General features: G+C 65.8%; 15 protein-coding genes. 9 read left to right on the forward strand and 6 right to left on the reverse strand.

The window, feature by feature from the left end:
* The first annotated feature begins 8 nt into the window (after window positions 1–8).
* From ACVIHF_RS07535 to ACVIHF_RS07545, 3 genes are read left to right on the forward strand one after another with little or no spacing between them, the layout of a single operon-like run.
* Window positions 9–788: an ImuA family protein gene (locus ACVIHF_RS07535; protein ID WP_253609558.1), complete on the forward strand. Its 780-nt coding sequence runs from the start codon at window positions 9–11 to the stop codon at window positions 786–788.
* A complete protein-coding gene (locus tag ACVIHF_RS07540) occupies window positions 679–2328 on the forward strand; it encodes a Y-family DNA polymerase (RefSeq protein ID WP_253609557.1) in 1650 nt (549 codons plus the stop codon). The genes ACVIHF_RS07535 and ACVIHF_RS07540 overlap by 110 nt, the downstream gene beginning before the upstream one ends.
* Entirely contained in the window at window positions 2325–5762 is a 3438-nt protein-coding gene (locus ACVIHF_RS07545; protein ID WP_253609556.1) for an error-prone DNA polymerase, read from the forward strand. Before ACVIHF_RS07540 ends, ACVIHF_RS07545 begins: the two co-directional genes overlap by 4 nt.
* Window positions 5763–6818: 1056 nt before the next feature.
* On the opposite strand, the gene ACVIHF_RS07550 is transcribed toward ACVIHF_RS07545, so the two are convergent.
* Window positions 6819–7106, reverse strand: coding sequence for a hypothetical protein (locus ACVIHF_RS07550; protein WP_018270628.1), 288 nt, complete (start codon window positions 7104–7106; stop codon window positions 6819–6821).
* A 122-nt stretch (window positions 7107–7228) separates the two neighbouring features.
* On the opposite strand from ACVIHF_RS07550, the gene ACVIHF_RS07555 reads away from it, so the two are divergent.
* The 3 genes from ACVIHF_RS07555 to ACVIHF_RS07565 all read left to right on the forward strand — a co-directional run bounded on the left by ACVIHF_RS07555 (window position 7229) and on the right by ACVIHF_RS07565 (window position 13278).
* A complete protein-coding gene (locus ACVIHF_RS07555; protein ID WP_253609555.1) occupies window positions 7229–8635 on the forward strand; it encodes a CoA transferase in 1407 nt (468 codons plus the stop codon).
* 151 nt (window positions 8636–8786) lie between these two features.
* On the forward strand, window positions 8787–10034 hold the full coding sequence (locus ACVIHF_RS07560; RefSeq protein WP_057015665.1) for an efflux RND transporter periplasmic adaptor subunit: 1248 nt from the start codon (window positions 8787–8789) through the stop codon (window positions 10032–10034).
* Between the two features lie 115 nt (window positions 10035–10149).
* On the forward strand, window positions 10150–13278 hold the full coding sequence (locus tag ACVIHF_RS07565; RefSeq protein ID WP_253609554.1) for an efflux RND transporter permease subunit: 3129 nt from the start codon (window positions 10150–10152) through the stop codon (window positions 13276–13278).
* Window positions 13279–13289: 11 nt separating this feature from the next.
* Here the strand turns inward: ACVIHF_RS07565 and ACVIHF_RS07570 are convergent, their stop codons facing one another.
* Window positions 13290–14258 (reverse strand): amidohydrolase family protein, encoded by a 969-nt coding sequence (locus tag ACVIHF_RS07570; protein ID WP_253609553.1) that lies wholly within the window; start codon window positions 14256–14258, stop codon window positions 13290–13292.
* A 138-nt stretch (window positions 14259–14396) separates the two neighbouring features.
* Window positions 14397–15815, reverse strand: a complete 1419-nt coding sequence (locus tag ACVIHF_RS07575; protein WP_253609552.1) for a TolC family outer membrane protein — start codon at window positions 15813–15815, stop codon at window positions 14397–14399.
* Window positions 15816–16057: 242 nt separating this feature from the next.
* Here ACVIHF_RS07575 and ACVIHF_RS07580 point away from each other — a divergent pair, with 242 nt between their 5' ends.
* The gene (locus ACVIHF_RS07580; RefSeq protein ID WP_253609551.1) at window positions 16058–17929 is read left to right on the forward strand and encodes an acetyl-CoA hydrolase/transferase C-terminal domain-containing protein; all 1872 of its coding nucleotides are present in this window, start codon (window positions 16058–16060) and stop codon (window positions 17927–17929) included.
* A gap of 75 nt (window positions 17930–18004) precedes the next feature.
* Here ACVIHF_RS07580 and ACVIHF_RS07585 read toward each other — a convergent pair whose 3' ends face one another.
* Together ACVIHF_RS07585 and ACVIHF_RS07590 are read right to left on the reverse strand one after the other, a co-directional pair.
* Entirely contained in the window at window positions 18005–18784 is a 780-nt protein-coding gene (locus ACVIHF_RS07585) for an enoyl-CoA hydratase (protein ID WP_253609550.1), read from the reverse strand.
* Window positions 18785–18908: 124 nt separating this feature from the next.
* A complete protein-coding gene (locus ACVIHF_RS07590) occupies window positions 18909–19868 on the reverse strand; it encodes a hypothetical protein (protein WP_225641783.1) in 960 nt (319 codons plus the stop codon).
* A 49-nt stretch (window positions 19869–19917) separates the two neighbouring features.
* On the opposite strand from ACVIHF_RS07590, the gene ACVIHF_RS07595 reads away from it, so the two are divergent.
* The gene (locus ACVIHF_RS07595; protein ID WP_057015660.1) at window positions 19918–20463 is read left to right on the forward strand and encodes a sigma-70 family RNA polymerase sigma factor; all 546 of its coding nucleotides are present in this window, start codon (window positions 19918–19920) and stop codon (window positions 20461–20463) included.
* 2 nt (window positions 20464–20465) lie between these two features.
* On the forward strand, window positions 20466–21104 hold the full coding sequence (locus ACVIHF_RS07600; RefSeq protein ID WP_076833110.1) for an NrsF family protein: 639 nt from the start codon (window positions 20466–20468) through the stop codon (window positions 21102–21104).
* Between the two features lie 221 nt (window positions 21105–21325).
* Here ACVIHF_RS07600 and ACVIHF_RS07605 read toward each other — a convergent pair whose 3' ends face one another.
* Window positions 21326–22432 carry a DUF2336 domain-containing protein gene (locus ACVIHF_RS07605; protein WP_028331661.1) on the reverse strand — a complete coding sequence of 369 codons (1107 nt, stop codon included), beginning with the start codon at window positions 22430–22432 and terminating at the stop codon, window positions 21326–21328.
* Window positions 22433–22489: the final 57 nt, after the last annotated feature.

Below are 22489 nucleotides of genomic sequence, written 5' to 3' on the forward strand. Positions count from 1 at the left end.
CCGCACGCATGGGTACGCTTGCGTCTCTGCGCGGCAGCATCGCGCGCATCGAGGCGCCATCGGATGCGGCGATGCCGAACCGCGTCGCGCTCGGACACGCCGGCGCGGATGCGATGCTGCGCGGCGGGCTTGCGCCGGCGGCATTGCACGAGGTGTTCGCGGCCGGCCATCAAGGCGGCGCGGCGACCGGCTTCATTGCGGGGCTCGCCGGACGGCTGTCGGCACGCAAGCCGCTGGTCTGGGTGCGGCAGGATTTTTCCGATCGCGAAAACGGCGCGCTATCGATGCGCGGGCTTGCCGAGCTCGGCCTCGATCCGCGCCTCTTGGTCACGGTGCGCGCCGCCGATGTCGACAGCGGCCTGCGCACCGCGGCCGACGCGCTCGCCTGCGATGCGCTCGGCGCGGTCGTGCTCGAGGTCTGGGGCCAGGCGCGCCAGCTCGATCTCGTCGCCAGCCGCAAATTGACCCTGGCCGCGCAGGCCTCCGGCGTCACCGCGCTGGTGCTGCGGATCGCGGCAACCCCGATCCCCTCGACCGCGGAGACGCGCTGGATCGTGCGCGCGGCGCATTCGCCGCCGGGCAATGCCGCGAGGGTGTGGGGCGCGCCGCGCTTCGAGGCCGAACTCGTGCGCAATCGTCATGGCCCGGTCGGGCGATGGATCATGGAATGGAAATGTGATGAGTGCCAATTCAGTGAACCGTCGGCGTATTCTCAGCCTGTGGCTGCCACGCCTGCCCATCGACCGCATCAAGCGCAAGCTCGCGCAGGACATCGCCTCGCAAGCTGATGCACGGGAGGTGGCAGGGCTCCCTCCCCCGCAAGCGGGAGAGGCGAAGAAAGCAGAACTCCCCAGCGTCGTCGTCGCAAAAGACCACAACGCCATCCTGCTGCACGCGATCGACGAGGCCGCGGTGCGCGCCGGGCTGTCGATCGGGCTGCCGCTCGCCAATGCGCGGGCGATCTGTCCGGAGCTCACGGTCTATGATGCCGATCCCGCCGCCGATCTGAAGACGCTGAACGACATCGCCGACTGGTGCGACCGCTTCACGCCGCTGGTCGCGCTCGATCTGCCTTACGGTCTGTTTCTCGACATCACCGGCTGCGCGCATCTGTTCGGCGGCGAGCGAGCGCTGCTACAGACCGTGACGGGGGCGCTGAGCCGGCGCGGCTTTGCCGTCAGCGCGGCCATTGCCGGCACCTCGATCGCGGCGCGTACGCTGACGCGCACCGCCTCGGGCAAGATTGTCGCCGATGGCGAGGAGGCGGCGGCGGTCGGCCCGCTGCCGGTGTCGGCGCTCGGCGCCGATGCCGCTGTCACCACCGGCCTGCGCCGCGCCGGCTTGAAGACCATCGGCGATGTCGCCTCGCGCGCGCCGCATGAAATCTCGGCGCGGTTCGGTGCGGCCTTCACCACCTTGCTCAACCACGCGCTCGGGCAGGGCGATGCTCCGATCAGCCCGCGCAAGCCGCTGCCCGATTACATCGTCGAGAAGCGTTTCCCCGAGCCGATCGCGACCGACACCGTGATCGCGCTGACGCTCTCAAGCCTTGCCAAGATGCTGGTTGCGGCGATGGACAAGCAGGGCAAAGGTGCGCGGCAGCTGGAAGCGAGCTTCTTCCGCACCGACGGTGCGGTGCGCGCGATCATGGTCGAGACCGGGCGTCCGGTGACGCGGCCCGAGATGATCGATCGCCTGTTCCGCGAGCGGCTCGATGCGCTGAATGATCCGCTCGATCCCGGCTTCGGCTTCGATCTCATTCGCCTCGCCGCAGGGCGTACCGAGATCGTGGTACAGCAGCAGCGCGATCTCGACGCCACCATACACGACAATGACGAGCTCTCGGCGCTGATCGATCGCATCGCCGCCCGCATCGGCGGAAAACGCGTCGTCGTGCATCTGCCGCTGGAAAGCCACATCCCCGAACGATCGGCGCTCGCGCTGCCGGCGCAGCATCATCTGGCCGCGGCCAGCGCCGCCGCCTGGCCGGAGCGCGTCGCCGGCGAACCGCCGCTGCGTCCGCTCAGGCTGTTCGAGCGGCCCGAACCGATCAAGGTGCCGTTCGCGACCGTGCCCGACGGTCCGCCGCATCAATTCACCTGGCGGCGCGCGCAGCATGACGTGGTGCGGGTCGAGGGCCCCGAGCGCATCGCGATGGAATGGTGGAAGCAGGACGGCGCGTCGCTGACGCGCGATTATTTCCGCGTCGAGGATGCCGAGGGCCAGCGCTTCTGGATCTTTCGCGACGGCCTCTACGAGAGCGAGCTGCGGGACGAGGAGGGCAAGTCCGTTCCGGCCAACTGGTATGTGCATGGGCTGTTCGCATGAGCACACCGCCACCCGACTATGCCGAGATCGGCATCACCAGCAATTTCTCCTTCCTGCGCGGCGGTTCCGATCCGCGCGCCTATGTGCATCAGGCGAGCGAACTCGGGATTCCCGTGATCGGGCTCGCCGATCACAACACGCTGGCCGGCGTGGTGCGCGCCTGGAAGGAGCTCGACAGCGAGAAGGTTGCCCATCCGCCAAAGCTTTTGATCGGCGCCCGCATCGTCTTCATCGACTCTACGCCCGACATCCTGGTCTATCCGCGCGATCGCGCCGCCTATGGCCGGCTGTGCCAGCTCCTGACCCGCGGCAAGCGCGGCGACGACATCGTGCGGATCGAGAAAGGCGAGTGCCATCTGAAGCTCGCCGACCTCCTCGACTTCGTCGAGGGGCAGCTCCTGGTGCTGGCGCTGCCGCATCGCTTTGAGGAGGCAGGCACGCTCGATCTGCTTGCAAAGCTGAAGGCAAGCGCCGCCGACGGCGTCTGGCTCGCCGCAAGCCTGCTCTATCGCGGCGACGACAGGCGCCGCCTCGCGCGGCTGCATGGCCTCGCCACCGACGCCGGTGTGCCGCTCATCGCCACCAACGAGGTGCTCTATCACCATCCGGCGCGCCGCCCGCTGCAGGACGTGCTGACCTGCATCCGCGAAAAGACCACGATCGAGGCGGTCGGCCGCAGGCTCGAGGCCAATGCCGAGCGGCATCTCAAGCCGGCGCATGAAATGATCAGGCTGTTTCGCGATCTGCCGGACGCGATCGCGGAAACCATGCGCTTTGCTGCACGCATCTCTTTCTCGCTCGACCAGCTCAAATATCAGTATCCCGACGAGCCGGTGCCGCCGGGCAAGACCGCGCAGCAGCATCTGGAAGATTTGACCTGGGCCGGTGTCGACAAATATTTCGGCGGCGAGATCGACGAAAAGCTTCGCACCACCCTGAACAAGGAGCTCGCGCTGATCGCCGAGCTGAAATACGCGCATTACTTCCTCACCGTGCACGACATCGTGCACTATGCGCGCAGCCAGAACATCCTGTGCCAGGGACGCGGCTCGGCAGCCAATTCCGCGGTCTGCTTCGTGCTTGGCGTCACCTCGGTCGATCCGACCAAGGTCGATCTGTTGTTCGAGCGCTTCATCTCCAAGGAGCGGCTGGAGCCGCCCGACATCGACGTCGATTTCGAGCATTCGCGGCGCGAGGAGGTGATGCAATATGTCTACCGCCGCTACGGCCGCCACCGCGCCGCGATCATCGCCACCGTGATCCATTATCGCCCGCGCAGCGCGATCCGTGACGTCGGCAAGGCGCTCGGGCTGACCGAGGACGTCACCGCGGCGCTCGCCGACACCGTGTGGGGCAGCTGGGGCAAGGGCCTCAACGACATGCAGGTGCGACAGGCCGGGCTCGATCCCAAAAATGCGATGATCAACCTCGCGGTCGAGCTCGCCACCGAGCTGATCGAGTTTCCGCGTCATCTCTCGCAGCATGTCGGCGGCTATGTACTGACCCAGGACCGGCTCGACACCTATGTGCCGATCGGCAACGCCGCGATGGACGACCGCACTTTCATCGAATGGGACAAGGACGACGTCGACGCCCTTAGCATGATGAAGGTCGACGTGCTGGCGCTGGGCATGCTGACCTGCATCCGCAAATGTTTTGACCTGATCGCCGACCACAAGGGCGAGCACTGGGAGCTAGCTTCGGTCCCGCAGGACGACAAGAAAGTTTACGACATGCTGTGCCGCGGTGAATCGCTCGGCGTGTTCCAGGTCGAGAGCCGGGCGCAAATGAACATGCTGCCGCGGCTGAAGCCGCGTACCTTCTACGATCTCGTCATCGAGGTCGCGATCGTGCGCCCGGGGCCGATCCAGGGCGACATGGTGCATCCTTATCTCAGGCGGCGGAACGGCCAGGAAAAGGTCAGCTATCCATCGCCGGCGCCCGACCAGGGCGACAAGGACGAACTCTACAACGTGCTGCACAAGACGCTCGGCGTGCCGCTGTTCCAGGAGCAGGCGATGCGGATCGCGATCGAGGCGGCCCATTTCACCTCCGAGGAAGCCAACGGCTTGCGCCGCTCGATGGCGACCTTCCGCAATCTCGGCACCATCGGCAGCTATGAGGAGAAGCTGGTCGGCAACATGGTGGCGCGCGGCTACGATCCGGACTTCGCCCGCAGCTGCTTCGACCAGATCAAGGGCTTCGGCTCTTACGGCTTCCCGGAAAGCCACGCCGCGAGTTTCGCTCAACTCGTCTACATCTCCTCATGGCTGAAGCATCATCATCCCGATGCGTTCTGCTGCGGCCTGCTCAACTCGCAGCCGATGGGCTTCTATGCCCCGGCCCAGATCGTCGGTGACGCCCGCAAGAACGGCGTCACGGTGCGCGAGGTCGATGTCTCCTTTAGTTTTGCGCAGAACATGCTGGAGGAGAAGGTCGGCGATCATTGCGCGGTGCGGCTCGGCTTTCGCCAGATCGACGGGTTTCATTGGCTGGATGAGGACGAGGAGAGGCTGAAACAGCTTCAACTGTCATTCCGGGATGGTGCGCTAGCACCAGACCCGGAATTTCGAGATTCCGGGTTCTCGCTTCGCGATCCCCGGAATGACGGTGTTGAGACAGACTGGGCCGACCGCATCGTCGCCGCGCGCGATCGGCGGCCCTTCACCTCGCTGGAAGATTTCGCGCGCGACACCGGCCTGCCCAAGCGCGCGCTGATCCTGCTCGCCGACGCCGATGCGTTCCGCTCGCTCGGGCTCGACCGCCGCGAGGCGCTGTGGGCGGTGCGGCGGTTGCCCGACGACGTGCCGCTGCCGCTGTTCGAGGCCGCCACCGCGCGCGAGCAGCCGGATGAGGGCGCCAAGCCGCTGCCGGAGATGCCGCGTCCGGAGCAGGTGGTCGCCGACTATCAGACCATTCGCCTGTCGCTGAAGGGCCATCCGATGGAGTTTTTGCGCGACACCTTCACGAAGGAGCGCGTCGTCGCCTGTCACACCATCAACCAGAGCAACGACCGCCGCCGCGTCCGCTGTGCCGGCGTCGTGCTGGTGCGGCAGCGGCCGGGCAGCGCCAAGGGCGTCGTGTTCATGACGCTGGAGGACGAGACCGGCATCGCCAACATCGTGGTGTGGCCGAAGGTGATGGAGCAGTACCGCAAGGAGGTGATGGGCGCGCGCCTGATCCTGGTCGAGGGCTATATCCAGAGCAGCCCGGAGGGCGTGACGCATCTGGTGGCGCAGCGCATGACCGATCGCTCCCACGATCTGATCGGCCTCGCCAATGAATCCTTGAGCCGCAAGCATCCGGTGCCGGCGGGCCCCGCGCTGATCGAGCCGCTCAACGACGACCGCCGCGATCACGGCGACAACTCGCCGCAAAAGATCCGCCACCCACGCAACGTCCGCATCCTGCCGCCGTCCCGCGATTTTCATTGAACCGCGTGCGACGGCTCTCTCACCGTCACCCTGAGGAGTCCGCGGAGCGGCCGCTCGAAGAGCGACGGCCCGGCTTTCTCCGCGCGACTGCCAGCGGGGCCGTGCATCCTTCGAGGCGCGCAAGCGCGCGCACCTCAGGATGACCGTATCATCTATCCACGTTATCGCGAGCGAAACGAAACAATCCCATCCTATGCCGTCGATCCCCGAATATTTTCTTCGGCTTTTCGGAATTTGACTTGACGGCAGACCCAACTCAGATGTTCAATATGTGTGTCTCACCCGATCGAGGGGCGCTTCGCGGTCGTCACGAACGTGGGTCGAGATGCGGTGGACGCCGATTGCGCAACTGACGAGTGCGCATGAGGCGGACGGCGAAATCGTGCAGGCCTGACGCCCTAGCGGTAGGTGTCTTTTCGCATTGCGCGATGCGCGTTGCGAAGACGGTGACAACAAAGCCCAGTCTCGCCGGGGAGAGCACGTATAAGCCGTAAGCCATCGCGCAGGGAAAGCCGGGTTGTTTCCGGTTACACCTGTGGTCCTACCCCCGAGCTTTCTACCCATTGCTCGGGGCCCATGGGTGCGATCGGCACCCGGCTTTCCCTGCGCCCTCTGTTTCCAGAGTGGCGAAACGAAATGCAAAGCTCGGACAGATCATGTCGCGAGAATGCGGGTGCATGCCACCGATGCCGTAACAAATTCAGTGTCGTCCGGGACCCATAACCACAAATGGGAATTGTCTTGCGCGACGCCGGAACGACGAGTCCCATTCACAACACCCGCTGCGGAGTATGGGTCCCGGCCTTCGCCGGGACGACGGCGGAGGACGTGTCCTCTCGGTTCAAAACCCGCATGCGCGGGTGCCGCGGCGTATGGGTTCTCCGAGTTCATGCGGCGCGAACGCGCCATTGTCCATCCAACCAGTTCATCGACTGATGTCGCGTGAATGCGAACGCGTAGCCTACACGCCAATGCTGACACGTAGCTTACAACCGGTCCCTGTCGGACGGGCCCCACGTCGCATCGACGACGGATGACTTCCTCAGCCGCCGCATGCTACTCCACCGCGGCGCCGACCGGCGGTCCACCCGGCGGGCGGTGCAGGAAGGTGATCGATGCATAGGCGCCGACCCACGAGCCGAGGGCAGCGAAGGCGACGTAGAGCCAGTTTTCGGTGTAGCTGATCACCGCATAGGAGGAGAGCACATACCAGACGCTGCTCCAGGTCGCCGCCGGCACGCGCTTGCGCGCCACGACCGCCGAGGTGAACATGACATAGACCGCGTCGGTCGCTGCGGTCGCGAGGAAGACAGCGCCGGCGGTGAGAGGATCGATGGCAGCCATTGCAACTCCTGTGTGGGTCGGGCAGAGCTGGATATAAGCAGGGCCGGAAATGATTGTTGGGATCGGGCACCGCCTTTTTGTCATCATGCTCGGGCATAGAATAATCGCAAACGGGTATGCGCATGCAGGACATTCGTGAAATCCTTTCCGATGTCTGGACCGGCGCCGGCGGCGCGCCGGCCGCGCTCGATGCGGTCACATTGACCGGCAGCGAGCCGCAGCTGCCGTCGTCGTTTCGGGTCGCAGCCGCAGCGCAGGCGCCGATCGCAGCAGCCGGCCTCGCCGCGGCCGAGATCTGGAAGGCCCGCAGCGGCGAGCAGCAGGACGTCGCGGTCGACATCCGCCATGCCGTCGTCGAATGCCGCAGCGAGCGCTATTTGCGCGTCGACGACAAGCCGCCGCCGCCGGCCTGGGACAAGATCGCCGGCGTCTATCGTGTCAAAGACAACCGCTTTGTCCGCCTGCACACCAATTTCCCGCATCATCGCGACGCCGTCTGCAAGGTGCTCGGCTGCAACGCCGAGCGTGACGAGGTCCAGGCCGCGCTGCTGCAATGGGACGGCGAGGCGTTCGAGACCGCGGCCTACGCCGCCGGCGGCGTCGTCGCCTTGATGCGCTCGCACGACGAGTGGTCGGCGACGACGCATGCCAAAGAACTGGCAAAGCTGCCGCTGATCTCGATCGAGAAGATCGGCGAGGCCGCACCGAAGCCGTGGCCCGCGGGCAACCGGCCGCTGGCCGGCATCCGTGTGCTCGATCTGTCGCGCGTGATCGCCGGTCCCGTCGCCGGCCGCACGCTCGCGGCGCATGGTGCCGACGTGATGCTGATCTCCGGTCCCGATCTGCCGGCGATCCCCTGGCTCACCATCGACACCGGCCGCGGCAAGCTCACGAGCTTCCTCGAACTGCGGAGCGAGGAGGGGCGGGGTGTGATGCAGGGGCTGTTGGCGCAGGCCGATATTCTCTCGCAGGGCTATCGGCCGCAGGCGATCGCGCGGCTCGGCTTCTCGCCGGAGGAAGCGGCGCGGATCAATCCCGGGATCGTCTATGTGACGCTGTCGGCCTACGGCCATGCCGGCCCGTGGGCCGGGCGCCGCGGCTTCGACTCGCTGGTGCAGACCACGACCGGCTTCAACCACGCCGAAGGACGGGCGGCCGGCACGGATGGGCCGAAGGAATTGCCGGCCCAGATGCTCGACCACGCCACCGGATATTTCATGGCGTTCGGTGCCATGATGGCGAAGGCCCGCCAGGCCCGCGAGGGCGGCAGCTGGCACGTCCGGGTATCGCTGGCGCAGACCGGGCGCTGGCTGTGGAATCTCGGCCGCCTCGAAGCAGGCCTTGCGACCGAGGACCTGACGGCGGATGTGGTGCAGCCCTTCATCGAACGGCTGCCGTCCGGCTTTGGCACGCTGAGCTCGGTCCGGCATGCCGCCGTGCTGTCCAGGACCCCGGCCCATTGGTCCCGTCCGGCCATGCCGCTCGGCAGCCATCCTCCGGAGTTTCCTGCCCCGGAGTTTCCCGGATGAGACATTCAGCTGCCGTTCAGGCTATGCAAACTTTAACGACAGGCATCGCCGAAGGGCGATTTTTAGGTTGTTTGAGACGCCAATTCAGCACTATTAGCGCACCGCTGGGGCCGTCCCGCCGGATGCTGCAACGATCGACCCCGCGGACCGCATGGTGAAAGAGTTTACCAAGAGAATGCAGAGCTTTAGCCGCCCGCGCCTGGTCGTGGCCGCGGCGCTACTGGCGGTTGCCTGCGCGGGTGCCTATGGCTACACGCGTTTCGGCTCGGAAAAGCAGACATCTTCGGAAGTCTCCAGCCAGTCCCGCAAGGGCGGCGCGCGCTATGCGCCGTCGGCGGCCGAGTGGGCCAGCCTGACCTTCCAGACCGTGAGCGAGCACACTTTCCGCTCCGAGCTGGTGACCGAGGGCAAGATCGGCATCGATGAGGACCGCTCCACCCCGGTCTATTCGCCCTATACCGGGCGCGTCACCCGCCTCATGGTGCGGCCGGGCGATGCCGTGGTGAAGGGCCAGCCGCTGTTCGTGATCGAGGCGGCCGACACCGTGCAGGCACAGAACGACTACATCGCGGCGATGACCGGTCTCAACAAGGCGCAGTCGGCGCTCGACCTGGCGCAGATCCAGGAGAAGCGCGCCAAGGATCTGTCCGAGGGCAAGGCGATCCCGCTGAAGGACTATCAGCAGGCCCAGACCGCGCTGGTGCAAGCGCAGAACGATGCGCGCTCGGCGCAGACGCTTTTGGAAGCGGCGCAGAACAAGCTGCACATTCTCGGCTTCGGCGACGACGACATCACGACGCTGCGGCAGAAGGGCCGCCTCAATCCGGAGACGACGGTGTTCGCGCCGATCGGCGGCACCGTGGTCCAGCGCAAGGCCGGTCCCGGCCAGTATGTCTCGACCGGCGCCAGCGACCCGGTCTACGTGATCGGCGATCTGTCGACGGTCTGGCTGATCGCCTTTGTCCGCGAATCCGACGCAGACAATGTCGCGGTCGGCCAGGACCTCACCTTCAGCGTGATGGCGCTGCCGGGCAAGACGCTGAACGCCCGGGTCAACTATGTCGCCGCGGCGATCGACGCGACCTCGCGCCGGCTCCTGGTTCGCGCCACCATCGACAACGCCGACAAGCGGCTGAAGCCCGAGATGTTCGCCAATGTGACGCTGTATTCGAAGGGCGATCACCCGGCAGTCGGCGTGCCGAAGCAGGCGCTGATCTACGAGGGCGATCAGGTTCGGCTCTGGGTCGCGAGGGCCGACGACAAGACCATCGAGCTGCGTCAGATCAAGCCCGGCCTAATCAATGGCGACCTCGTCGAGGTGGCCGGCAACCTCAAGCCGGGCGAGCAGATCGTGACGAAGGGAAGCCTCTTCATCGACCGCGCCGCATCAGGCACCTAAGCGCATGATCCGGAAAAGCGGGAAGCGGTTTTCCCTCGCGACAAACGCGCAACGCGTTTGCGCGGAGATCACGCTCAATAAGAAAACTCCCTTCCAGTTGAAAGCGCCGATCTGAATGGATCGCCTCGTCGCCCTTGCCGTCAATCGCCGCTACTTGATGGTGGCCATGTTCGTGGCCGTCTTGATCGGCGGCCTGCTCGCGTTCAAGCAGCTCAACATCGAGGCCTATCCCGATCCGACCCCGCCGATGGTCGATATCGTGACGCAGAGCCCGGGCCTCTCGGCCGAGGAGATCGAACGCTACATCACGATCCCGATCGAGACCCAGGTCGCCGGCATCAAGAACCTCAAGACCATCCGTACCATCTCGCTGTACGGCCTTTCCGACGTCAAGCTGCAGTTCTCCTTCGACTACACCTATGACGAGGCGCTGCAACAGGTGCTCAACCGCCTGTCGCAGCTCGCGCCGCTGCCGGGCAACGTGCTGCCCGGCATCTCGCCGCTCAGCCCGATCGGCGAAATCTTCCGCTACCGCCTGAAGGGACCGCCTAACTACAGCGTGCTCGACCTCAAGACGCTGCAGGACTGGGTGCTGCAGCGCCGCTTCCGCGCGGTGCCCGGCGTGATCGACGTCACCGGCTGGGGCGGCAAGACCAAGACCTACGAGATCCAGGTCGACTTCAACAAGCTGGTCGCCAACGGACTGACGCTGCCGCAGGTGCTGCAGGCGGTGTCCAACGCCAACATCAATGTCGGTGGCAACACCGTGAACATCGGCTCGCAATCGGCCGTGGTGCGCGGCGTCGGCCTGATCCGCTCGATCGACGACCTCGCCAACACCATGGTCTCGCAGTCCGGCGGCAATCCGGTGCTGGTGCGCGACATCGCCCATGTCACGATCGGCGAGAAGCCGCGGCTCGGCATCGCCGGCCTCGACAATGACGACGACATCGTGCAGGGCATCGTGCTGATGCGCCGCGGCGAGCAGAGCTCGCCGACGATCTCCCGCGTCGAGCAGCTGGTCCACGACATCAACCATTCCTCGATCCTGCCGCCCGGCGTGAAGATCGAGCGGATCTACGATCGCAAGGACTTGATCGAGCTCACCACCCACACCGTGCTGCACAACATGGTGGTCGGCATCCTCCTGATCGTGCTGTTGCAGTGGATCTTCCTCGGCGACCTCCGCAGCGCGCTGATCGTCGGCGCGACGATCCCGTTCGCGCTGTTCTTCGCCGTGATCATCCTGGTGCTGCGCGGCGAATCCGCCAATCTGCTGTCGGTCGGCGCGATCGATTTCGGCTTGATCGTCGATGCCACCGTGATCATGGTGGAAGCGATCTTCCGCCGGCTGTCGCAGACCACCGCGCTGTCGGAAGACGAGCGAAGCCACATCTCCGAGGACACGGTGATGGGGATGAAGAGCCACGCGATCCTGTCGGCGGCCGCCGACGTGTCGCGCTCGATCTTCTTTGCCGCGGCGATCATCATCGCGGCGTTCCTGCCGCTGTTCACGCTGTCCGGCGTCGAGGGCAACATCTTCGGCCCGATGGCGCGCACCTATGCTTACGCGCTGGCCGGCGGGCTGCTGGCGACGTTCACGGTCACTCCGGCGTTCAGCGCGATCATCCTGCCGGCGCATATCCACGAGACCGAGACCTGGATCGTCAAGAAGCTCGACGCGATCTACCTGCCGGTGCTGAACTGGGCGATCGCCAACCGCAAGCTGGTGATGGCCGGCGCGGCCGGCCTCGTGGTCATGACCATCATCTTCGCGCGCTTCCTCGGCCTCGAATTCCTGCCCAAGCTGGAAGAGGGCAATCTGTGGATCCGCGCCACGCTGCCGCCGACGATCTCGCTGCAGGAGGGCAATGCCTATGTCAACGAGATGCGGAAGCTGATCCGCAGCCGTCCCGAGGTGGTATCGGTGGTGTCGCAGCACGGCCGTCCCGACGACGGCACCGATGCGGCCGGCCTGTTCAACGCCGAATTCTTCGCGCCGCTGAAGCCGGCCAGCGAATGGCCAAATACTCACGACAAGGACGTGCTGACCGCGCAATTGCTGGCGCAGTTGCAGGAGAAATTCCCGGGCGTCGAATTCAATTTCTCGCAGTATCTGCAGGACAACGTGTCGGAAGCGGTGTCCGGCGTGAAGGGCGAGAACTCGATCAAGCTCTACGGCAATGATCTGCAGGCGCTGACCGACACCGCCAACAAGATCAAGTCGGTGCTGTCGACGGTGCAGGGCGTCACCGATCTTGCGGTGTTCACCTCGCTCGGCCAGCCGACCATCCAGATCGACGTCGATCGCGCGCGCGCCGCGCGCTATGGCCTGTCACCGGGCGACATCAACGCCACGATCCGGGTTGCGGTCGGCGGCGACAGCGCCGGCGACCTCTATGAGCCCGGCAGCGACCGGCACTTCCCGATCATCGTCCGCCTTGCGCCGGAATATCGCAAGAGCGCGGAGGCGATCCAGAACCTGCGGATCGGGGTGGCCAACGCCAATGGCGGCATCACGCAGATCCCGCTCTCCGAAGTGGCTTCGATCAACCTGATCTCCGGCGCGGCCTATATCTACCGCGAGCAGCAGGAGCGCTATTTGCCGATCAAGTTCTCGGTGCGCGAGCGCGACCTCGGCAGCGCGATCCGGGAGGCGCAGCAGAAGATCGACGAGCAGGTGCAACTGCCGCCGGGATCGCGTGTCGAGTGGGTCGGCGAGTTCGGCAATCTGCAGGACGCGATCAGGCGGCTGTCGATCGTGGTGCCGATCAGCCTCGCGCTGATCGCGGTGCTGTTGTTCTTCAATTTCGGCTCGATGGTCGACACCATGCTCGCGATGAGCGTGATCCCGATGGCGATCTTTGGCGGCGTGCTCGGGCTGCTGATCTCGGGGATTCCGTTCAGCGTGTCGGCGGCGATCGGTTTCATCGCGCTGTTCGGCATCGCGGTGATGGACGGCATCATCATCCTGTCGCAGTTCAACCAGCTGATCGACGAAGGCTACGACCGGATGCGCGCGGTGATCCGCACCGGCGAGCTGCAGTTGCGTCCGGTGCTGATGACCTGCGTGGTGGCGGGCGTCGGCCTGTTGCCGGCGGCGGTGTCGGAGGGCATCGGCTCGCAGGTGCAGAAGCCGCTCGCCATCGTCGTTGTCACCGGCATGATGCTGGCGCCGCTGGTGATCCTGATCACGCTGCCGGTCTTGATCTTCTATTTCTCGCGCCGGCCGCGCGAGCGCTAGCTCAGAAGGAATCAGGTGAAGCCGTAGAGCCGTGCCGGGTTGTCGACCAGGATCGCCTTGCGGATCGCGACATCCGGCGCCCAGACCGGAAGCTGGTTGAGGAGGCGGCCGTCGTCGATCTGAAACAGCGGCGTCACGTCGGTGACCTTCCTGCCTTGCGGCGTCACCGAATCCGGGTGCGGCCAGTCGGTGCCCCAGACGATACGCTCGGCATTGGCCGCGATCAGCGCCTGCGCCAGCGGCGTGGCGTCGGCATAATCGGGCGCGAGCTTGGAGGCGCGGTAGGCGCCGGAAATCTTGACATAGGCCTTGCCGGATTTGACCAGCGCGAGCAGGTCGGCAAATCCCGGCTGGTCCGTGCCGAGGGCGGCCTCGGCGCCGCCGAAATGGTCGAACACGACCGGCACCGGCGCTGTAGCGACGAGGTCCTTGATCGCGGAGATCATGGCGAGGCTGGTGAACAGCTGCACATGCCAGCCGCGCGCCTTCATCCGCTCGATCGCGGCCGAGAAGCGCTGTCGGCCGACATTCGGATCGTTGACGCCGCCGGTCGCGAGGTTGAGGCGGATGCCGCGGAAGCCGGCCTTGTTCATGGCATCGAGATCGCTCTCGCTGGTCTTGTCGTCGATCACGGCGACGCCGCGCGCGGTCGGCCCGCGGGCCGTGATGCCGAACAGGGTCGACGAATTGTCGGGGCCATAGACGCTCGGTGTCACGATCACCACGCGCTCGACATGGAGCGTCTTGTGCAGCGCGCTCATCTCCTCCGGCGAGGCCGGTTCCGGCGTGTAGACGCGGCCGGCGAAGAACGGGAATTTCTCGGGGTCGCCATGGATGTGAGTGTGGCAGTCGCACGCCCCTGCAGGCACGTCGAAATTCACCGCGGTCGATGGTTGCGCTGCCTTGGAAAATGCGTTGCTGCTGGTCATGGTCACTCCGGCTGCGATGGAAGCCAGCATCATATCGCGTCGCGTCAGCATTGGACGTCTCCCTGCGTGCTCGGCTGTTATGCGCGTCATACGCGCGCCGGCATTATGGGTTGCCGGCGGGGGCGGAGGTTATCGGCGGAGAGAGCAGGCGGGAAGGGCAAGTTCGCGGTGCGAACGGTTCCGTAATGCCTATTGTCCCGACGGCGTGCGCAGGCCGTGCCAGGCGTCGCGCACCTGATGGTAGTGCACCTCGGGCAGGTAGTCCGGCGTCTTCAGGTTCAGCGTCTTGACGTCGAGGCGCCCGGTCGCGCTGAGCAGCGTGTAGGAGGCGATCACGCGGTCGCGCTGCGCACCGATCAGTCGTGCCCGCGCGGTGATCAGATCCTGCTGCGCGTTGAGCACGTCGACCGTGGTGCGCTGGCCGCCCGCGGCTTCCTTCTGCACGCCGGCGAGCGCAACTTCCGCGGCCTTCATCTCGGACTCCGAGGCCGACACCGCGATCTTGGCGCCCTCATTGGCGACCCACGCGCTGACCACGGCGGTCTTGGCCTGATTGCGGACCTGATCCAGCACCAGCCGGCTCTGCGCCGCGACTTCCTTGGTCTGCCGGGTCTGCGATGCGGCGGTGCCGCCGTCATAGATCGGCTGCGTCACCTGACCGATCACCGAGGCTTGATCGGTGCCGAAGCTGCCGAGCGTGGTGTCGGTGTCGCGGCTGCGGCTGACGCTGCCCTGCACGGAGACATTCGGCATCAGGCTGCTCTCGGCGACGCGGATCGAGGTCGAGGCAACGTCGACGTCAAAGCCTGCCGCGGTGACGGCGGGATGCTCGCGGAGCGAGAGCGCGATCGCATCCTCGCGGCTGCGTGGCAGCAGCCGGTCGATGGTCTCGGCCGGACGCAACTGGGATGGCGCAGTGCCGACCACCTGCGCATAGGTAGCCTGGCTGATCGCGTAATTGACCTCGGCGGCGTTGAGGTCGGCGAGGCCGCGGTTGAGCCGCGCCTCGGCCTGGGCGGTATCGGTCGGCGTCACGTCGCCGGCATTGAGGCGCCGTTCGGTGATTGCCCGGGTCTCCTTCAGGAAGGCGACGTTGGCGCGCTGCGCCTCGACCAGGGTCTGGTTGGCCAGCACATTGGTGTAGGCGGTGACGGCGTCGAGCAGCACACCCTGGCCGACATTGCGCAACGCCTCGCGGCCGGACTGCACCTGCAACTCGGCGACGCGGACGCTGTTGGCGGTCTTGAAGCCGTTGAACAGGGTCTGCGTCACCGTGACGCCGATCTGCCACGGCTTCAGCGTTGCGGTCTGGATCACATTGCCGGGCAGCTGATCGCGCACCGCCTGCAGGCCGACCGACAGGCCGGCAATGATCTGGGGACGGTAACCGGCCAGCGCCTGCGGCACGTTCTCGTCGGTCGCACGCTGGCGCGCCCGCTCGGCGTTGAGTTGCGGATTGGTCTGATACGCCTTGACCAAGGCTTCCGGCAGGCTCTCGGCGCGGGCCGCGGTATCCGTCAGCAGCGCACATGCCAGCACGCCAAGGCCGATGCCCGACAAAAGCACGCGCCTCGCTACGTCGCCAACCCTGGCGGCACGCTCAACCATGTGATCCCGCAAACCAAAACTCCGGCAGTGCGCCCCCGCCGACGCCGCCGACACATCTACCTGTTTACGGGGCGGTGCCGCCACAGACAAACCGCCGCGCGACATCTGCACATCATTTCAGTTCTTGTCTGTTGCCGGTTCGTCACAGGCGCACGTATCGGTCATATGACGTATAAGTTTGAACCGCCGGCCGTCGATTCAACGATGCCGGTTATCCACCGTCTCGTCCGGGTCCATTGCTGATGCCGATATTCTTCTCCGACCCCGAGGCGATCGCGGAGCACATCATTCGTGACGTCGGAACCGAACTGGTGGTCGGGCTGCCGCTCGGCCTCGGCAAGGCCAACCACATCGTCAACGCGCTGTATGCGCGAGCAGTGACCGACCGCTCCATCAACCTCACGCTGTTCTCCGCGCTGACGCTGGAAAAGCCGAAGCCGAAGAGCCTGCTCGAACGGCGCTTCATCGGACCGGTGATCGACCGCCTGTTTGGCGGCTATCCAGATCTCGCCTACGCGGATGCGCTGCATCATGGCGCACTTCCGCCCAACATCAAGGTGATCGAGTTCTTCTTCCTCGCGGGGCAGTGGCTGCACCAGCCATTCGCGCAACAGCACTACATTTCCGCCAACTACACCCATGCGGCGTCATATTTGTTGTCGCGCGGACTGAATGTCGTGCCTCAGCTAGTTGCCAAGCGCATGGTCGACGGCGCGCCGCGCTACAGCCTGAGCTGCAACACCGACACCACGCTCGACGTGCTGCGCGCCCGTGCGCAGGGGCGGGCGTCGTTCAAGCTGATCGGCCAGGTCAATTCCGAGCTGCCGTTCATGCCCGGCGCCGGCGACCTGCCGGCGGATGAATTCGCCGCGGTGCTCGACAGTCCAGAGACCGATTTCCCGCTGTTCGCGCCGCCGTCCGAGCCGATCAGCGACACCAAATATGCGATCGGCTTGCATGCCGCCGGTCTGGTCCGCGACGGCGGCACGTTGCAGATCGGCATCGGGCAGGTCGGCGACGCGCTGGCGCAGGGGCTCGTGGTCCGCCATCGCGACAACGCCGAATTCCATGGCATCATGCAGCGCCTTGCGCCCGGTACCGGGCAACTCGCCGCGGCCGAGACTGGGTCGTTCGAAAAGGGGCTCTACGGCGTCAGCGAGATGCTGTTCGAGGCGTTCCTCGGGCTGATCGACGCCGGCATCCTCAAGCGCGAGGTCGGCGGCGTGATCCTGCACGGCGCATTCTTCCTGGGCCCGCCATCATTCTACCGGGCGCTGCGCGAGATGGCACCGGAGCAGCTGGCGCGAATCCAGATGATGCCGGTTTCCTTCACCAACGAGATCTTCGGCGACGAGGACGGCAAGCGTCGCGCCCGGGTCGATGCGTGCTTTGTCAACAATGCGATGATGGCGACGCTGCTCGGCGCTGCGATCTCGGACGGCCTCGAGAACGGCCAGGTCGTGAGCGGGGTCGGCGGTCAGTATAATTTTGTGGCGCAGGCATTCGCGCTCGAGGGCGCACGTTCTGTGCTGGCGCTGGAGGCGACCCGTCAGTCCGGCAAGCAAGCGCAGTCGAACATCCGCTGGTCCTATGGACATGAGACCATCCCGCGGCATCTGCGCGATATCTTTGTCACGGAATATGGCGTCGCCGACGTCAGGGGGAAATCCGATGCCGACGTGATCGCCGCAATGCTGCAGGTCTCGGACTCCCGCTTCCAGGGCGAATTGATGCGGCAGGCCAAGGACGCCGGCAAGCTGCCGCGCAGCTACGAGATTCCCGCGGCGCATCGCGAAAATTATCCCCAGCGCATCGGCGATGCGCTGAAGCCCGCGCGCGATGCCGGGCTGCTGCCGTCATTCCCGTTCGGCAGCGACTTCACCGATGTCGAGCAGCGGCTGATTCCGGCTTTGCAGATCTTGCAGCAGGCGCAGCACATGCCGCTGCAACTCGCCGGCCTGCTGTGGCAGGGCATGCGGCATCCGCCCGATGCCGCCGACCGCGAATGCCTGGCGCGGCTCGGTCTCGACAAGCCGATGCATTTCGCCGAGCGCGCCTATCGCGCGCTCGTCACCGCGGCATTGCAACGGAGCCGAACGGCTAAGGCGCGATGAGATCATCGCGCCTTAGCCTGTTGTCTCAGCATGATCTTGTCCGGAAAACCGCTTCGCACTTTTCCGGATCATGCTTTAGCGGTTCTTGTTGACCGGCTTGCGCTTCTCGATGAACGCCGCCATGCCCTCGGAGCGATCCTCGAGCGCGAAGGTCGAGTGGAACAGGTTGCGCTCGACATTCATGCCTTCCGCGAGCGGCGTCTCGAACGCGCGGTTGATGGCTTCCTTGGCCATTGCGGCGGCCGGACGCGACATCGAGGCGATCTTCTCGGCTGCCGCGAGCGCCTCCTCGAGCAGCTTGTCGGCCGGCACGATCCGTGACACGAGGCCCGAGCGCTCGGCTTCCGCCGCATCCATCATCCGCCCGGTCAGGCAGAGGTCCATCGCCTTCGACTTGCCGATCGCACGGGTCAGGCGCTGCGTGCCGCCGATGCCGGGAATGGTGCCGAGGGTGATTTCCGGCTGGCCGAACTTGGCGGTGTCGGCGGCGATGATGATGTCGCACATCATCGCGAGCTCGCAGCCGCCGCCGAGCGCATAACCCGCGACCGCGGCAATGGTCGGCTTGCGGCAACGGGCGACGCGGTCGCCGCCGATGGCGGTGAAATCGCTGTTGAACATGTCGATGAAGCCTTTCGGCTGCATCTCCTTGATGTCGGCGCCGGCCGCGAAGGCCTTCTCGCTGCCGGTGATCAGGATACAGCCGATCTTGTCGTCGGCCTCGAGATCGTCGACCGCCGCGGCGATCTCGCGGAACACGCCGAACGAGAGCGCATTCAGCATTTTCGGCCGGTTCAGCGTGATGACGCCGACCGGTCCCTTGCTTTCGACAATGATGAATTCGAACGTAGCCATGGACGCAAACCCCGTGCCTGATTTGCCGGGCAATGTGCCCGCTGACGGGATGCGCTTCAAGTGGCTGAAACGAGGCTTTGGGCTGCGGTGCGGCGCCCCCCGCGCCGCACCGCAGGTGCCTCCGCTAGGCCATGAACATGCGCGCGGCGGAGGCCACCGTGAGCAAAGCGCCGAACCCGATGAAGATCTTCCCGATCAGCGAGGTCTGGTCCCAGCTCGCGCTGTCGCTGCTCGCCAGAACCGGGGCCGGCTTGGGTGCAGCCACGGCAACCGTCGGCGGCGGCGCCGGCGATGCCTCCTGTTGAGCGGTCTGCGGCTGGGCCGGCTGCGGCTGTTCCGCCGGCTGCTCCTGCTGCAGGGCTCGGTCGACCTCGTTGAGCTGGTCGGATGCGACCACATTACCGTCGGACTGGTCTGCGGGCTTGTCGGCCGCGGCAATCAACACATTGGCTTTCACCGGCGTCGCCGCTGCATTGTCGTCGCCGGAGGTCAGCTCCGCATTGGCGTTGGCGACGGTGGCGGGAATGCCTGCCGAGGTGACCCTGCCGGCGTCGTTATTGGTGGCCTTCTTGCTGTCGGATTTGTCGGCGGTCTTGTCAGCGGTCCTGGAGGACCGGTGGCGTGCCGAGCGCCGGCCATGCCGCGAACTCTGCTCGGCAGACTTGTCGGTCGTTGCGCTGTCGGATTTCGATGCCGATGCGTCCGATCCGGCCGCATGCGCCGGCAACGGAGCCGCGAGACACACAAGAAGCCCTGTCAGTCCTGTCGCAACCATCAATGCCAAGCGCCCGCTGGCTTTGATCTTCATTTTGATGATCTCCCCATGTCGCCCGCCCAAGGGCGAAAAGAGACCCCGCTGCGTGTCCACACCGGGGCAGAAAAAGGGAATCTTCGGGCATCCGGGGGCAAAAGCTGGGCAATTTCTTCCCAGTGGCCCATCGACGGCAGCAGCACCGATGCTTGTCGGACCGATCGGTGTTATGAGCCGTGACGTCTGGAAACCCGCCGGAGCGATTCTTTGAGGCCGATCCTCGGCGCGGTCTTGCTGGAGGATAGAGATCACGAATTCGTGATCGTCTGGCATGCCGCGTAACGAACTGAAAGATCGGCCGAATTGCAATTCAGGAGCCTGCGTGCGCGAACGTGAGGATGAATGGACCGGCCTGATGCGGTCGGCCATTTCAGGCGATGATGCGGCGTACCATCGCCTGCTCAAGGCCATCACGCCGGTACTCCGTGCTGCGGCGCGCCGCGGCCTGGCGCGCGCGGGACAACCGGTCGATCAGTCCGAGGACATCGTGCAGGACATCTTGTTGGCGGTACATTTGAAGCGACAGACCTGGGACACCAGCGCGGCGTTCGCGCCGTGGCTGTTCGCGATCGCGCGCAACAAGCTGATCGACGCGCTGCGCCGCCGCGGCAAGCGGATCTTCGTCAACATCGATGATTTCGCCGAGACGCTGCCCGGGGAAACACCGGAACCGACGGCCTCGCCGGGCGAGGTGAGCGCCCAGTTGCAGGCTTTGCCTGCGCGGCAGCGCGAGGTGCTGCAATCGATCGCGGTCGACAGCACCTCGATCAAGGACACCGCGGCGAAATTCTCGATGACCGAGGGCGCGGTGCGGGTCGCGCTGCATCGTGGGCTTGCGAGCCTCACTGCGAAATTACGGGATCGATGAGCATGGACACCGATCAACTCATTCGAACCCTTGCCGCCGACAATGCCTATCGCGCGCGTCCGATCGGTCTTGCGCTGATGCTGGCACTGCTGGCGGCGGCGCCGGTCTCGCTCCTGATCTTCTTCGCCGAACTCGGCGTGCGGCCCGACGTGATGATCGCGATGCACAATCCGTTCTTCGACCTGAAATTCGCCGTGACGCTGGCGCTTGCCGCCTCGGCGATCGCGGTCAGCCTGCATCTGTCGCGCCCGGAGGCCTCGCTGCGCGGCTTCGGCTGGTGGCTGCTGATTCCCGCCGGCATCCTCGTCGCCGCCATCAGCGGCGAGATGATGATGCCGCAGCGTACGCCGATGATGACGCGGCTGATCGGCAAGAATTCGATGGCCTGCATGACCGCGATCCCCGCGATGTCGCTGCCGCTGCTGGTCGGCGCGCTGTACGGGCTGCGGCAGGGCGCGCCGGCGCGGCCGGCGGTCGCCGGCGCGATAGCCGGCCTGCTCTCGGCGGGGCTCGCGGCAACCGTCTACGCGTCGCACTGCACGGATGACTCGCCGCTGTTCGTCGCCACCTGGTACACGCTGGCGACCGCGATCGTCGCGAGCGTCGGCGCGCTGATGGGAAACCGGGCGTTGCGATACTGACTGCTTGTAGCCCGGGCGGAGCGAAATCCGGCTGAGCCCTAACCTCCCCTTGAAAAGGGGAGGTCGCTTTGCTCGTCAGAGCAAAGCGGGTGGGGATCAGCTCTCTCCAAGGGCAGCGTCGCCTGCGGCTCACCCCCATCCCGACCTTCCCCCTTTCAGGGGGAAGGGGAAGAGAACGTCGTAGCCCGGATTTCGCTCCGCTGCATCCGGGCTACGGGAAATCAGGCCGCGGGCGCGGACTGCTGCATGCGATGGAAGCGCAGCACCTGCTGCGCGGTCGACGGCCGCAGCCGCTCATAGGTGTCCTTGCAAGCCTGCAGATCGGTCGGCTCGCCGCCCGAGATGTCGTCGCGCAGGTTGATGATCGCCCGCACCGTCGACCATGACAGGCCCGAGACCTTGGCCAGGATCATGACGCCCTCGGCGCGGGTTTCGATCATCATGTTCTCGGCGACGCTGACCGAGACGTTGGCGAGCGCGGCGAGCGAGGCGTTGGTCTCGTCGAACTTGCCGGCCTCGGCGAAGGCTGCGAGCTGGAATTCGTCGAGCCGGCCGTCCTGGTAGAGCGACTTGACCAAGGCATGCGCGATCGTGGTGTCCGGCGTCACGGCCGCCGGCGCCGAGCGCGCGCGTCGCGTCGCTTCCTTCACCGCGATCGGAATCTCCTTGGCCTGCTGCGGATTGGCAGCCTCGAGCCGCTGCCTGACCGCGTCCGAGGCCTTGGCGACCAGCTTGAGATAGAGATGCCGCGGGATGTTCGGGCGCAGGCCGACGCAGGTCGACAGATTGTCGTCGCCCTCGGCGCGGCTGACCAGGCGGGTGAAGCCGCGCTCGGTGAATTCCGCGCCGGGATTGTTGACCGCGCTCTGGATCACCTCGTCATTGCCGCGCAGCACCAGCACGTCGGTGACGGCGCCGCTCAGCGTCTTGCGGTTCGAGATCGCGAGCAGATGCGCCTGGCTCTTGCTGCGCGCCGTTTCGATCAGGGTGTCGTCGTCGAGCCGCGGCGACAGCGTCAGCACGGGGCCCGCGACCTCGATCAGGTCGTCGAAGGCAAGGGTGCGGATGGTCTGCGGCGGTGCGGTGTCGATCGGGGCGAGGCGGTCGGCGAGCAGCGCCTTGGCCGAGTTTTCGATGTGCTCGAGCAGGCATTGGAAAACGTCGTCGAACAGCACGATCTGCTCGTTGGAATAGTTCACCGAGCCGTTGATGAAGAGGTCGGTCACGCGGCGCAGCGTCTCGACGCGGCGTGCGACGGTGCCGTGCGCGAGCGTCGTCTGCAGCTCGTCGAGCAGACTTTCGGGGGCGGTCTCGGGCTTCAAACTCATGACTCTGTCCTGGAGCGGTGGCGACGGCTTCTCCGGCGCCGAAGAGGGAAATGGATT

The organism is Bradyrhizobium sp. USDA 4506, from assembly GCF_054058795.1.